Source organism: Sphingomonas sp. CCH21-G11 (assembly GCF_001555965.1).
Classification (GTDB): Bacteria; Pseudomonadota; Alphaproteobacteria; order Sphingomonadales; family Sphingomonadaceae; genus Sphingomonas.
Genome location: NZ_LSHX01000002.1, coordinates 55,599 through 68,799 on the forward strand (window position 1 = coordinate 55,599; position 13,201 = coordinate 68,799).

Annotated in this window: 11 protein-coding genes; 6 read left to right on the forward strand and 5 right to left on the reverse strand. The window is 65.9% G+C overall.

Annotated elements, in window-relative coordinates:
* Positions 1–3: 3 nt before the first annotated feature.
* From AX676_RS00540 to AX676_RS16960, 5 genes are all read right to left on the reverse strand, one after another.
* Positions 4–780, reverse strand: coding sequence for an SDR family oxidoreductase (locus tag AX676_RS00540; RefSeq protein ID WP_066483166.1), 777 nt, complete (start codon positions 778–780; stop codon positions 4–6).
* Complete coding sequence (locus AX676_RS00545; protein WP_066483164.1) at positions 777–2,570, reverse strand: acyl-CoA dehydrogenase family protein; 1,794 nt, start codon at positions 2,568–2,570, stop codon at positions 777–779. Before AX676_RS00545 ends, AX676_RS00540 begins: the two co-directional genes overlap by 4 nt.
* Positions 2,571–2,589: 19 nt before the next feature.
* A complete protein-coding gene (locus AX676_RS00550) occupies positions 2,590–3,375 on the reverse strand; it encodes an enoyl-CoA hydratase/isomerase family protein (RefSeq protein WP_066483161.1) in 786 nt (261 codons plus the stop codon).
* A 31-nt stretch (positions 3,376–3,406) separates the two neighbouring features.
* On the reverse strand, positions 3,407–4,951 hold the full coding sequence (locus tag AX676_RS00555; RefSeq protein ID WP_082731258.1) for a class I adenylate-forming enzyme family protein: 1,545 nt from the start codon (positions 4,949–4,951) through the stop codon (positions 3,407–3,409).
* Positions 4,952–5,083: 132 nt separating this feature from the next.
* Positions 5,084–5,755 carry a Crp/Fnr family transcriptional regulator gene (locus AX676_RS16960; protein ID WP_066483159.1) on the reverse strand — a complete coding sequence of 224 codons (672 nt, stop codon included), beginning with the start codon at positions 5,753–5,755 and terminating at the stop codon, positions 5,084–5,086.
* Between the two features lie 280 nt (positions 5,756–6,035).
* Here AX676_RS16960 and AX676_RS00565 point away from each other — a divergent pair, with 280 nt between their 5' ends.
* From AX676_RS00565 to AX676_RS00590, 6 genes are all read left to right on the forward strand, one after another.
* Positions 6,036–6,668 carry a TetR/AcrR family transcriptional regulator gene (locus AX676_RS00565; RefSeq protein ID WP_066483158.1) on the forward strand — a complete coding sequence of 211 codons (633 nt, stop codon included), beginning with the start codon at positions 6,036–6,038 and terminating at the stop codon, positions 6,666–6,668.
* Between the two features lie 298 nt (positions 6,669–6,966).
* Positions 6,967–9,627 carry a TonB-dependent receptor gene (locus AX676_RS00570; protein ID WP_197417073.1) on the forward strand — a complete coding sequence of 887 codons (2,661 nt, stop codon included), beginning with the start codon at positions 6,967–6,969 and terminating at the stop codon, positions 9,625–9,627.
* 30 nt (positions 9,628–9,657) lie between these two features.
* A complete protein-coding gene (locus AX676_RS00575) occupies positions 9,658–11,115 on the forward strand; it encodes an aldehyde dehydrogenase (protein ID WP_066483152.1) in 1,458 nt (485 codons plus the stop codon).
* Between the two features lie 18 nt (positions 11,116–11,133).
* Entirely contained in the window at positions 11,134–12,240 is a 1,107-nt protein-coding gene (locus AX676_RS00580; RefSeq protein WP_066483150.1) for an NAD(P)-dependent alcohol dehydrogenase, read from the forward strand.
* A 90-nt stretch (positions 12,241–12,330) separates the two neighbouring features.
* The gene (locus AX676_RS00585; protein ID WP_066483148.1) at positions 12,331–12,792 is read left to right on the forward strand and encodes a hypothetical protein; all 462 of its coding nucleotides are present in this window, start codon (positions 12,331–12,333) and stop codon (positions 12,790–12,792) included.
* A complete protein-coding gene (locus AX676_RS00590; protein ID WP_066483147.1) occupies positions 12,782–13,177 on the forward strand; it encodes an MAPEG family protein in 396 nt (131 codons plus the stop codon). Before AX676_RS00585 ends, AX676_RS00590 begins: the two co-directional genes overlap by 11 nt.
* Positions 13,178–13,201 lie beyond the last annotated feature (24 nt).

Consider the following 13,201-nt stretch of genomic DNA (forward strand, 5'->3'; position numbering starts at 1 on the left):
GGGCTAGCGGGTCGTCGAAAAGCCGCCGTCCACCGGAATGACGGCACCGGTGATGTAAGCGGACGCCGCCGATGCCAGGAAAATGACGCTCCCCGCGATATCCGACGGCAATCCGGTTCGCCGGCGCGGGATGACGGAGAAGATGCGTTCCCCGGCGTCGCGCAACATCACTTCGGTCATCTTGGTCGGGAACGGGCCGGGCGCGATCGCATTCACATTGATGTCGGCTGCGGCCAGATGCTTGGCGAGATGCCGGGTGAGGTGATGGACCGCGGCCTTGCTCGCCGCATAGGAATAATTGCCATAATCGGGACAGGTCATGCCATCGACCGATCCGATATTGATGACCCGGGCCGGATCGTCGGGCGTGGCCGCCGCCTTGAGCAGCGGCGCCAGTTGCTGGGTCAGAAAGAAGATCGACCGGACATTGAGGTCCATGACCTTGTCCCAGCCCGATTGCGGAAAGCTTTCAAACGGCGCCCCCCAATTGGCGCCGGCATTGTTGACCAGAATATCGAGCTTGGGCTCGCGCGCCGCCAGTTCGGTCGACACCGCCGACACGCCCGCGGGATCGCCCAGGTCTGCGGGAATTGCGATCGCTTCGCCGTGCGCTGAAAGCTCGGCCGCTGCCTGTGCGCAAGCTTCCGCCTTGCGCGACGAGATATAGACGCGCGCACCGGCGCGAACCAGGCCATCGGCAATCATATAGCCGATGCCGCGTGTGCCGCCGGTGACCAAGGCCACCTTGCCGCGCACCGAAAAGAGCAACTCTGTATTCATTCGGCGGGTTCCCTTCCGTTTGGGATCAGGGCGTTCAACGCATCCTTGAGCGATGCGTGGTTGCGAAGCCGTGCGGCGCGCAGCTGCGCGTCCGGGGCGAGATAGCTGAAATAGAATGTCGCTTCGGCACGTTTGGCGTCAGCATCCACCGCGATTTCCAACCGTTTCTCGAGCGCCGCCAGCGCGCGCAGCCACAGCACCGACATCACGCCATGCGCGACCAGCCACAGATAGTCGCGCGCCGACTGAAGCGCCGCGAAGCGGTCGTGCACCAGCAGGTCGCCGAGCTCCGCGGTGATGCCACGCAGCGTGGCCAGCAGTGCGATCGTCTGATCGCCCACGGACCGGTTGCCCACTTGCGCAGAAAGTGCCGTTGCCTCGGCATCGAGCCAGTCGAGCAGCGCCGCCATCACCGCCCCACCCGCCGCCGGCAACCGCCGCAGCACGAGGTCGAGCGCCTGTATGTCGTTCGTTCCCTCGTAGATCGGCAGGATCTGCACGTCGCGCAGCAAGCGTTCGACGCCATTTTCACGGATGTAGCCGTGACCGCCATAGGACTGCATCGCCGCGGTGACGACGTCGACGCCGGTCTCGGTCACGGCGGCCTTGGATACCGGCATCAGCAGCGGCAGCAGCGCGGTCGCGCGCGCGCGCACCTCGGGCGCGCCGGAAACGCTCTGATCGTTGATCAGTGCGGTAAAGGTCGCGAGCATCCGCACGCTGGTTGTCCACACCCGCATCCTCGCCAATTCGCGCTTGACGTTGGGATGCCGGTATATCGGAATGGAAGCGCGCTCAGCCGTGTCGACCGCGTCGCGCCCCTGAATGCGTTCCATCGCATAGGCATGGGCGTTCTGGGTCGCGAGTTCGGCGACCCCGATCGCCTGAAACGGCGTGCCGATCCGCGCCAGCTTCATCATCGCGAACATGCCGGCCAGCCCCTTGCCGGGTTCGCCGATCATCCACGCCCGGCTGTTCTCGAACCGCAGTTCGGCGGTTGCGGAGGCATGGATACCCATCTTAGCCTCCAGTCGCGCGCATTCGACGCCGTTGGGCGTGCGCCACTGTCCATCGGCATCGGCCAGGTATTTTGCGGTCACGAACAACCCGAGCCCGGCGAGTCCGGGCGGCCCGTCCGCCACACGCGCCAGAACCAGATGGACGATATTGTCGGTCAGGTCGTGGTCGCCGCCGGTGATGAAGATCTTGGTGCCGTCGAGCCGATAGGTGCCGTCGCCCGCCGGATCGGGACGCGCGATGGTGCGGATCAGCGCGAGGTCGGTGCCGCATTGCGGCTCGGTCAGGCACATCGTGCCGGTCCATTCGCCGCTCGCCAGATGATGGAGGAACGCCGCACCCGGGCTGGGGTCGCCTTCGGCTGCCAGCACTTCGTACACCCCGACGCGCAGCGACGCGTACAGCGCAAACGCGATCGATCCGCTGCTCAAAAACTCGTCGGCACACATCGACAGGGTCAATGGCAATCCCTGTCCGCCATGACGTTCGCCGACCCCCAGCGTGGCCCAGCCATCGCGGACATACGCCTGATAGGCGTCGCGATACCCATCCGGCGCGCGCGCAACGCCGTTTTCGATCCGCGCACCCTGCGCATCGGCCCGGTCGGCGAGCGGAAGCACGTGATCTCGGGCAAAGGTGCCGATGCCGTCGAGGATCGCGGCAAGCGTCGCGTCATCGACCCGTTCATGGGCGGCCAGGCCGCGAAACTCCCGCGCCAGGACATGCCCGAACAGAAACCGATACTCATCGACGGGCGGGGTATAGTCACGCATTGTCGGCGTTCCTCCCGCTTCACTCGCCGGTAAAGACCAGGCCGTCCGCGAAGCGGCGCGCACCGTCGCGCGCGAAGCGGGTCACCGCTTCCTGCATGTCGCGGCTGTCGAAGGTCGCGCTGCCACCTTCGAGCACCAGCGAATCTGCCGCACTCACGCCGTGCGAAACCGCCGCGTTGATCAGCGCCTTCGACCAGCGCAGCGCGGTGGTCGGCCCTTCGGAAAGCTTCTTGGCATAGGCGCGGGCCTTGGTTTCGACCTCGTCGTCGGGCGCCACCTGGTTGACCAGTCCCCAACGATGCAGTGTTTTTGCGTCGAGCGGCTGAGCCGAGAAAACGAATTCCTTGGCCCGTGCGACGCCAATGCGCGAAACGAGCCGCTGCGCGCCGCCGAGCAGTGTGGTCGTGCCGATCAGCGCCTCGACCTGGCCGATCGCCGCGCCTTCGCCGGCAAAGGCGATGTCATGGACCTGGAGGATTTCGCAGCCCGCGCCGAAGCAGAAACCGCGCACCGCGACCACCGTCGGAATGGGGAGCTGCTCAAACCTTTGCAGCACCGCGAGCGCCCGCGAAAGCCCGCGGCGACCCTGCGCGCCGTTGCTGCCGACGAAGTTTCGCACCACGTCGGCGCCGGCACAGAAATGATCGCCTTCCGCCAGCGTCAGGAACGCGCGCGCCTTGGCATCCAGGGCCGAATTGATTGCGGCTTCAAACCCCTCCAGCCCTTCGAGTGCGAACAGGTTCATCGGCGGGTCGCTGAACGTGGCGATGGCGAGCGCACCGTCCATTTCGAACTTTACGGTCATCAGATTGCTCCTGGCGTTGAAGGGGACGACGTCATGAAACCCGCCGTTCCATCCCGCGCCAGAACGGCTCGCGGAGTTGGCGGCGGAGGATTTTGCCCGTCGGATTGCGTGGCAGGTCGGCGACGATGTCGATCGCCTTGGGCAGTTTGAAGCCGGCCAGGCGCGGGCGGAGAAAGTCGATCAGGCCGTCGAACGTGATGCTGGCACCTGGCCGTGTGACGATCGCGGCGCGAACCGCTTCGCCCCAACGGGCGTCGGGGACGCCGAACACCGCCGCGTCGGCGATCGCGGGATGGTCGCGCAACACCCGCTCGATTTCGCCAGGATAGATGTTCTCGCCGCCCGAGATGATCATGTCGCGTTTGCGGTCGACGATGAAGAAATAGCCGCGTGCGTCGCGCAATCCGACATCGCCGGTGCGGAACCACCCATTGGTCAGGACAGCGGCGTTCTCGTCGTCGCGCCGCCAATAGCCGCGCATGACCTGGGCCGAACGACACCAGAACTCGCCCACCACCCCGTCGGCGCACGGATCGCCGCGCGAGTCTGCGACGATCAGTTCCGCGCCCGGCACGGGTCGTCCGCACGAGCCAAGCAATGTCGGATCACGATGATCCTCCGGCCGCAGCCAGGTGATCGGTCCGCTCGTCTCCGTGAGACCATAGAGCTGGGTCAGTCGCAGATGGGGCAATTCGGCGATCGTCCGGGCCAGCAGTTCGGCGGGGATCGGCGCACCGGCATAAGTGAGCGCGCGCAGGCACGCCGTGCGCCCGGGCGTTTCCGCTTCAAGCGCCAGCAGCAGCGGAATCATGGCCGGCACGACCAGGATGAAGTCGGGACGATGCACGTCGAGCGCGCGACCGACCTCGGCGGGGCTGAATTCGCGCAGGAGGATGTGGCAGGCCCCGCGTGCCAGCCCGAGCAGGACGAGGCCAAGCCCGGCGATATGGCCATGCGGCAGGGTGACGAGCGACACGGTGTCGCCGGTGACCGCGTCCCATGGCGAGTCGGCGTCGGCGGCGCCCGCAGCGCCGAAGGCAAACAGGTTGCGGTTGGTCAGCTGTACGCCCTTGGCGACGCCGCTGGTCCCGCTGGTATAAAGCTGAACGCAGACGGCGTCGGCATCGCCGCCGCCGCCTGGGTCAACCGGCGCGTGAGGTGCACGCCACGCCGCCAGCGCCGCGCCGGTTTCAATGACGCATGCAAAGCCGTGATCGGCCTGCAATGCCGTCGCGATCGGCGCGAAGCGGGCATCGAAGAACAGGCAGCGCGCGTCGCAATCCGCGATGATCGCCGCCACCTCCGTCAGCGACAGCCGGGCATTGATCGGCACCGGCACCACCCCCGCCCGCGCCGCGCCGATACAGATTTCGTAGAATTGCGCCGAACTGTCGGCAAGGATGGCGATGCGATCGGCCGGCTGGACTCCGGCAGCGACGAGGGCGGCGGCGACCTGGTTGGCGCGCCGGTCAAGCTCGGCGTAGCTGAGGGCGCCGGCAGCGTCGATCAGTGCGTTACGTGCAGGGTCCTGCTGCGCCTCGGCGCGACCCAAGCCGGCAAGCGTTGCCTGTGCCATGATCCGTCTCCGGACCGCTTTTTGGCTCTGACGGCGCGGCCCGAACTGATGAGACCCTTTTTCCGGGGATACGACTGTCGGCCAGACGACAAAGTTGGAAAATTTCCGGAGCCCGCGGGGCAGCCCGGCACGTCAGCGTGACGTGGCGCGCCGATGACTTGCCCGGAATGCGACCAGCCCCGGCCGGTCGAGGATGGTGACGCGGCCATATTGCGTGGCAATCAGGCCGCGTGCGCGAAGCGCGGCGACGATTTCATTGACGCTCGCCCGCGTCACGCCGGACATCATTGCGAGGTCGGCCTGGGAAACCTGCAGCCGCGTCTGCCCGCTTGCTTCAGCCAGCGCCAGGATGCGACCGGCGACCCGCGCCGGCATCGGCAACGTGCAAAGCTCCTCGATCAGCATCAGGAAGGCGCGCATCCGTTTCGACATTTGTCGTGCCAGCGCCGCGTCGATTTCGGGAAATGCGGCACGCAGCCGGGCGAGCGTGTCGACCGACCAGACCCGCAACACGGTTTCGCCGCGGGTTTCGATGAACACGGGATAGGGCTCACCGTCGAGCGCCGAGCTGTCCGCCACGACGTCGCCGGCGCGGTTGATGTAGAGCAGCACCTCGCGCCCATCCTCGTTCAGCAGGAACTGGCGGACTTCGCCCGAGACGATCTGGAAGAATTCGCGGGTGTGGTCGCCCTGCTGATACAGCATTGTCGCAGGCGCAAGCGTGCGGGTCTGGGCCGCGTCCGTGACCGCGCTTGCAGCCATCGGCGACAGCTCGGATAGCCAGTTGAAGCCCGGTTTCATCATGGCCCCGCAATCACGCTCCCTTGTCCCGCGAAGGTCGGCCGCAGGCCACCGGCGCAAACCGATACGACATTCACGTCCCGCGTCCATCGCGCGAAAATGTCCTGGGTGGCCAGAGGATGGTTGGACACCATCGAACCGACCGCCGCCGGACCGGGCGTCGACCCAGGATTGAAAAGGGGTTGCACGCGTTGCACGCGGCGGCGCAAATGGCACAGTCTGCGCGGTCAGGCGCGGCGAAACGGCAGCACCGGGTAGTCGGACGGGGAAAATCAGCGTGCGTATGCAAAGCGGCGGGATGAGGGAGCGCAAGAAGGCGCAACGCCGCCAGGAAATCATGCGATGTGCGAAAAGCCTGTTTGTGCGCCACGGCTACGCGTCGGTGCTGTTCGACGACATCGCGCTTGCCGCCGATGTGTCGGTCGGCACCGTCTACAATTATTTTCCAACCAAGTCCGAGCTGCTTTTTTCGCTGTTTGAAGCCGAAGCCCGCGATCTGGCGGACACGGTCACGAAAATGTCGCTTCGCGGCACGCTCGAGGATCAGATCGTCGGCACGTTCGAACAGGCCTTTTCAGCCATCAGCCATATTGAGCCCGTGCTGTGGCGGCATGTCGTTGCCGAAGTGCTGCTGGCGCCTGAGACGTTCGTGAAGCGGTGGCTGGTGGTGGAGGATCACCTGACCGTGCGGATCGGCGAGATGATCGCGCGGGAACGCGGTGACATCGTGGCCGTCGGGCCCGCCCTGACCGCGACGCCGCACGAGCTGGGCAGAGCGTTCTACGCCATCGGAAAAGCGGGCTTTTACGCCTATATCGGCATCTCGCATCACGACAAGGAAGCCGCACTGGCCACGATGTTCCAGCAGCTTCGCTGGCTGGCATCCGCCCTGTTCGGTACCGCGCAGGCCGGCTGACGCCGGCCCCGCTGCCGCCCAATCACGTTCCAACCCGGATAAAGCGCGCGGCGCGCCACGCGCGTGGTGTGTTCACGCGTGCCGACTGACGGGCATCCGCGCGACAAAATATTGATAGCTTAAATAATAGAGCTGGGTTAAGCTTTATCTGCGCGGACGCACCGAGATGTGCCGCGCCAGGGAGGGAAAGCGCGACGACGGCAGGGGCCGATCCGCATGCAATTGCCGGAGGTGCCGATCCGCCATTCCTCAAAAACAGCAGCAAACAGAAAACGATATGCGAGAGGGGATCACGATCATGACCGCAGCAAGCCGCCGTCATTTCCATTTGGGCGACTCGCGTCGCCGTCGGTCGCGCGCCTGGTTGCTTTCGACGCTCGGGCTGGCGGCACTGGGGTGGTCGACCGGCGCGCTCGCCCAGGACACGCCGCCTGCTGCCGAAGACGAGGGTGACATCGAGGAGATCGTCGTCACTGCCACCGGCCGACAGCAAGCGGTGCAGGAAATTCCGGTCGCGGTGAACGTGGTCAGCGGCGATCAGATCGTCAATGCCGGCGTCGTCGACATCCGCGGCATCCAGCAGCTCGCGCCGTCGCTCAAGACGACCACCGGCCAGTCCTCGGCCACCGGCGTCGTCCTGACCATTCGCGGCATCGGCACCGCCGGGGATAATCCGGGGTTCGAGCCTGCGGTCGGCGTGTTCGTCGACGGCGTGTTTCGCGCGCGCGCCGGGTCGGCGCTTTCCGAACTGCCGCCGCTCGATCGTGTCGAGGTGCTGCGCGGGCCGCAAGGCACCCTGTTCGGGCGCAATACCTCGGCCGGCGCACTCAATATCGTCACGGCCGGTCCGGCCTTCGATCTGGGCGGCTATGTCGATGCCAGCTACGGCAATTTCGACGAGGTGGAAATCAAGGCGGGGGTCACCGGCCCGGTGTCGCAGCAGGTGGCGTTGCGGTTCGACGGCGGTTATCACCGCCGCGACGGCTTCATCACCGACGTCAACAGCGGCAACGACATCAACAATATCGACCGCTATTTCCTGCGTGCGCAGGCCCTGTATGACACCAGCGACGTCACCTTCAGGCTGATCGCCGACTATGCCGCCACCGACGAGCGATGCTGTGGCGCGATCAACACGCTCAGCGGCCTGAGCCTGCCGTTGGACAACACAAATGCGATCATCGGGCGTATCGCCACGTCATCGCTCAACCCCATAGCCAGCACGCCGGCGCTCAACGGGGTGCCGGGCCGCATCGGTCTGCCGGCCTATGAGCGCGGCAGCCGGCTGATGGCGGTCTCGCCCGGGCGCAGCCTGTTGGAACAGGTCGATGAATGGGGCGTCTCGGGTGAGTTGACCTGGGATCTTGGAGGCGTCGCGATCAGTTCGATCACCGCTTATCGCGACTGGGAAGCGCGGCGCGGTCAGGACATCGATTTCAGCGGCATCGACCGCGCCTATCGTGACGGTTACCAGACGGGCCTTTCGGATTTCACCCAGGAGGTCCGCCTGCGCGGGTCTGCGTTCGACGACAAGCTCGACTGGCTGGTCGGTGCGTTTTACCTGAACGAGCGGCTGTTCGTGAACGACCGCATCCAGCTCGGCGCGCAGGCCAACCAATATGTCGACACGATCATCAACGGCCTGACCCGCAATCCCGCGACCTTGCCCAATGGCCTGCAGCTGCACGGCACATTGGGCCCGACGGTGCCGCTGTTCGGGCAAGTCGCGCTGGCGTCCAACCCCGCGCTGCGCGCGCAGGCATTGGCCGATCCGGTGCTGTTCAACCTGTTCAACAGCCCGGTGCCGGGAAATCCATCGGGTTCGGGCCACCAAAGCGAAGCCTATCGCGTCAATACCGATGCCTTTGCGGTGTTCACCCACAATATCATCGAGTTGACCGACCGGCTGTCGCTGACCCTGGGCCTGCGCTACAATTACGAGCGCAAGACGCTGAACGCGAACCAGAACGCGGTGACGCCGACCTGCGATTTCCTTCAGCGCACCGACCCGCGCGGGGCGGCATACCGTGCCGCGCTGATTTCGGTCGCCCAGTCGGCGACCAATCCGCTCGGCCTGTTTGCGCCCGCCTATCTGCTTGGGTGCAATCCGGTCATCAACTCGGAATTCAACGGCGTGCGGTCGGACAGCCGGACGGAAAACGAGTTCACGGGAACCGCGAAGCTGTCGTTCAAGCTGACCGACGACGTGCTGCTCTATGGCGGCTATGACCGGGGCTACAAATCCGGCGGCTATAATCTCGATCGCGGCAGTTACGACTCGGTCTTTCTGGGCGGCAACGGACCGCAGGCCACCGATCTCGAGTTCGGCAATGAAACCGTCAACGCCTATGAAGTCGGGGTCAAGACGACGATCGGGCAGCGCGTCCGGCTGAACGCGACATTGTTCTACCAGGATTTTGCCGGTTATCAGTCGAACCGCTTTCTGGGCAGCAACTTCGTCGTGCTGAACTATGCGCAGTTCATCTCGCAGGGCATCGAGCTTGAAAGCTCGGTCCGGGTGACGCCGGACCTGAACATCGAGGCAGGCTACACCTATATCGACTCCGAGGTCACCGATCCCCGGGCGGGTCCCGACGACGGGCAGCAGGGGGCCAATACCCCCGAACATACCATCACAGGGTCGGTGACCTGGACGCCGCCGATCGCCGACGGCATCGACGGCCTCGCCCATATCGATGCGCGCTATCAAAGCGAGACGTTCCCGCTCAACGATCTGGCCGCGCGGCCCTTCACGCGCAACGGCGACTTCGTGATCGTCAATCTGCGCGCCGGGGTCAGCTTCAACGACGGCAAATACACCGTCGAGGGGTATGTCGAGAATCTGTTCGACACCTATTTCAACATCACCGCGCTGCCGGTTCCCGAACAAGGCTCCAGTTTCGCCAATTACCCGTCGCCGCCGCGTTTCTACGGCCTTCGCGTCGTGGCGAAAATGTGAGGTGGGACCGATGGGTCGGAGGGGCAGAGAATGACGCGCGATTGCACGCAGTTCTATGTTGACGGCGCGTGGGCGGATGCGGTCGAGACGAACTGTATCGACGTCATCAATCCGGCGACCGAAAGGCCGGTCGGATCGGTTGCGATCGGCGACGCGCGCGACGTGGATCGTGCCGTTGCCGCCGCCCGGCGGAGCTTCGACAGTGGCGCGTGGCGGATGCTGCCGGCCGTCGAGCGTGCAGCCGCGCTTGATCGCGTCTGCGACGAATTGGTGGACCGGCGCGACGCCATCGCCGATCTGCTGATCGCCGAAACCGGGCTGCCACGACAGATCGTCCCCATCCTGCATGTCGATCACGCGATCGGGTTCATTCGCTATTACGCCGATCTGATCCGCACGACCGCCTTTGTCGAAGACCGCGCGATTCCGGGCGGAACCGCGACGGTGCAGCGGCTGCCGGTCGGGGTCGTCGCGGCGATCGCGCCGTGGAACGTGCCCTTGCTCGCCGCCTTCAGCAAGATCGGGCCCGCGCTGGCGGCGGGATGTTCGGTCGTGTTCAAGCCATCGCCGGAAACCCCGCTGCACGCATTTCTGGTTGCCGAAGCCTTTGCAGCCGCGGGCCTGCCGGCCGGCGTGTTCAACCTGGTGGTCGCCGACACCCCCGGCAGTGCGCATCTGTGCGCGCACCCGGATATCGACATGGTCGCGTTTACCGGCAGCACCCGGGTTGGGCAGTCGATTGCTACCGCCTGTGCGCCGGCGATGCGGCGTTACGCACTGGAACTCGGCGGCAATGCCGCGGCGATCGTGCTCGATGACGCGCCCGCTGAGTTGCTGGCGGCGGGCCTGACCGTAACCGGGCTGGCGCTCAACAATGGCGAGGCGTGCATCGCGCAGCGCCGTGTCCTGGTGCCCCGCCGTCGCCATGATGAAATCGTCGAGCTGCTGGTCGCCGGCGCGCGGGCGTTGCCGATCGGCGATCCCGACGATCCGGCGACGGCATTGGGGCCGATGATCAACGCCGCGCATCGCGACCGGGTGCTCGCGTACAGCGACATCGCGTCACGCGAAGGCGCGGTCGTCGCGACCGGCGGCGGCAGGGTTCGCGATCGCGACATCGGTTACTTCGTTGAGCCGACCGTCTATGCCCGGGCGACCAACGCCATGCGGATCGCGCGTGAGGAGATTTTCGGCCCGGCCATTTGCGTGATCCCCTATGACAGCGAAGCCGAAGCAATCGCGATTGCGCAGGATGCCGAATTTGGATTGTCGAGTTCGGTCTGGACCGCCGATCCCGCGCGCGGCACCGCGCTCGCGCGCCGGCTTCGCGTCGGATCGGTCTATGTCAACGCGTCGCTGGGGCTGCACGCGAACGTGCCGTTCGGCGGGTTCGGTCAATCGGGGGTCGGCCGCGAACTCGGGCCGGAAGGGCTCGACGAATATCTTGAAACGCAGGTGGTGATCTGTCCGCAGGTCGGCGCGCCCTGAGCGGGAAAGGTTCTTCACATGGAAATCACGGCGGCGGTCACCCGCGCGAAATCGGCCCCCTTCCAGATCGAGCAGGTCGAGCTGGAAGCGCCGCGGGCGAATGAAGTCCTGGTGCGCATGGTCGCATCGGGTATCTGCCATTCCGACATCGGCGCGCGCGATCAGATCCTGCCAATCCCGCTGCCGATCGTGCTGGGCCATGAGGGCGCCGGCGTGGTCGAGGCCGTCGGCACGGCGGTGACAAAGCTCAACGTCGGGGATCATGTCGTGCTCAGCCGGTTGAGCTGCGGCCAGTGCGGCGAATGCGCGGCCGGGCGATCGAACTTCTGCGTGCATATCACCGGGCTCAATCTGGGCGGATGCCGACCGGACGGGTCAACGGGGCTGTGCGCGGCGGGCGAACGGCTGAACGGGCGCTTCTTCGGGCAATCGAGCTTTGCCACGCACGCCCTGGCGCATGAGCGCAATGCGACGCCGATCGATCCCGGGTTCGACCTGCGGCTGGCTCCGGCATTTGCCTGCGGCACGCTGACCGGCGCGGGCGCGGTGCTCAACGGGCTCAAGCCCGAAATCGGCAGCTCGATCGCCATTTTCGGTGCCGGCGCAGTGGGACTTGCGGCGCTGCTGGCCGCGGTCGCGGTGGGTTGCACCACGATCATCGCCATCGATCGCAACGCGCAGCGACTGGCGCTCGCGCGCGAGCTGGGTGCGACCCATGTCGTCCAGGCGGGCGATGTGCCGCTGGCGCAGGCGGTTCGCGCCATCGTGCCGACGGGGGTCGATTTCAGCATCGAAGCAACGGGCGTTGCCGATGTCGCCCGGGCAGCCGCGGACTGCCTGTGCGCGGGCGGCACCTGCGGCTTGCTAGGCATCGGGCCGATGGGACAGGAAGTTCGCTTCGACCATCTGCAGCTCGCCCTGATGGGGGTGGCGATACGCGGCTTTCCCACCGGCATCGCCGAACCCGACCTGCTGATCCCGCGCCTGATCGCGCTGCACGCGGCAGGACGCTTCCCGGTCGAGCGGCTGGTCACGCATTTTCCGTTCCACGAAATCAATGCTGCCGCCACGGCATCGTGCGACGGCTCGGCGATCAAGCCGATCCTGTTGTTCGACGCCGCCTGATCCGCGCGGTGAGATATCGCCCGAACGCATTGATGACCGCCGCCAGATGCTTTATGTAGCGTGTGCTACATTATTGGGGGGCGAGTTCAGATGCAGACGCAGGATAAGGAAACGACCGGCCGGGGCGGCGTTTGGGACGCGCGCGGCCTCGCGCTGACGCCTGTGGCGACTTGTGTGTTGCTGTTCCAGGGTGTGGTGGAATGGTATCTCGCCGCACTGTTCATCAAGCATCTCGGTCCGATGGGTGTGTTCGAGGGGGTGTGGCTGCCGCTCCTCTACGGCCTCGCGGTTCCGTTCATCCTGCCGGCGGTGCTGCTCGCGCGCTGGTCGGTCGGCTATCCGAAGGCCGCGACGGTCGTGCCGGTCGCGATCGTTTCCGCGACTGCCACCCTTTGCGACGGCATCGCCATCGCCTGGTTCCAGTCGGCGATCTACGGCCCGGACCCCGCAATCGTCGCGCTGGGTGGCGGCTGGCTGCTGTGGGGCATCGGCGTGGGCCTGTTCATCTCGGTCGCCATGTCGCTCCGGCCGAGCGTCAAGCGTGGCGACTGAGCTCAAAATGCTGGCGCTGGCCGGGCTGCTGACGCTCGGCCTGTCGCTGCTGACGATCGTCGCCTATTTCTTCAGGTTCGGCGGTGCGGCGTTGCGTGATAATCGTGAGGGCGACGGGCCGCTGCCCGGGCTGGTCGGTCGCACGGTGCGAACGCACCATAATCTGATCGAGGCGCTGGTTCCGTTCGCGGCCGTGGTGGTCGCCGCCCAGCTTGCCGGCATTTCCAATCCGGCCACGGTCGAGGCCTCGGCGATATTCCTCGCGGCGCGGATTGCCCATGCGGCCCTCTATCTGGCGGGCGTTCGCGTTTTGCGGTCGGCTGCCTTCTATGTCGGGGTCGGATCGACAATTGCCATCGCCATCCAGTTGCCGCTGTCCCCTTGATCCCGACACGCACCGCGCGCTGAT

Bases quoted from the DNA above. Each gene is read 5' to 3' on its own strand.
- AX676_RS00565 (WP_066483158.1), top strand. From the start codon at position 6,036: ATGCAAAGCGGCGGGATGAGGGAGCGCAAGAAGGCGCAACGCCGCCAG.
- AX676_RS00580 (WP_066483150.1), top strand. From the start codon at position 11,134: ATGGAAATCACGGCGGCGGTCACCCGCGCGAAATCGGCCCCCTTCCAG.
- AX676_RS00540 (WP_066483166.1), bottom strand. From the start codon at position 780: ATGAATACAGAGTTGCTCTTTTCGGTGCGCGGCAAGGTGGCCTTGGTC.
- AX676_RS16960 (WP_066483159.1), bottom strand. From the start codon at position 5,755: ATGATGAAACCGGGCTTCAACTGGCTATCCGAGCTGTCGCCGATGGCT.
- AX676_RS00545 (WP_066483164.1), bottom strand. From the start codon at position 2,570: ATGCGTGACTATACCCCGCCCGTCGATGAGTATCGGTTTCTGTTCGGG.
- AX676_RS00585 (WP_066483148.1), top strand. From the start codon at position 12,331: ATGCAGACGCAGGATAAGGAAACGACCGGCCGGGGCGGCGTTTGGGAC.
- AX676_RS00570 (WP_197417073.1), top strand. From the start codon at position 6,967: ATGACCGCAGCAAGCCGCCGTCATTTCCATTTGGGCGACTCGCGTCGC.
- AX676_RS00555 (WP_082731258.1), bottom strand. From the start codon at position 4,951: ATGGCACAGGCAACGCTTGCCGGCTTGGGTCGCGCCGAGGCGCAGCAG.
- AX676_RS00575 (WP_066483152.1), top strand. From the start codon at position 9,658: ATGACGCGCGATTGCACGCAGTTCTATGTTGACGGCGCGTGGGCGGAT.
- AX676_RS00550 (WP_066483161.1), bottom strand. From the start codon at position 3,375: ATGACCGTAAAGTTCGAAATGGACGGTGCGCTCGCCATCGCCACGTTC.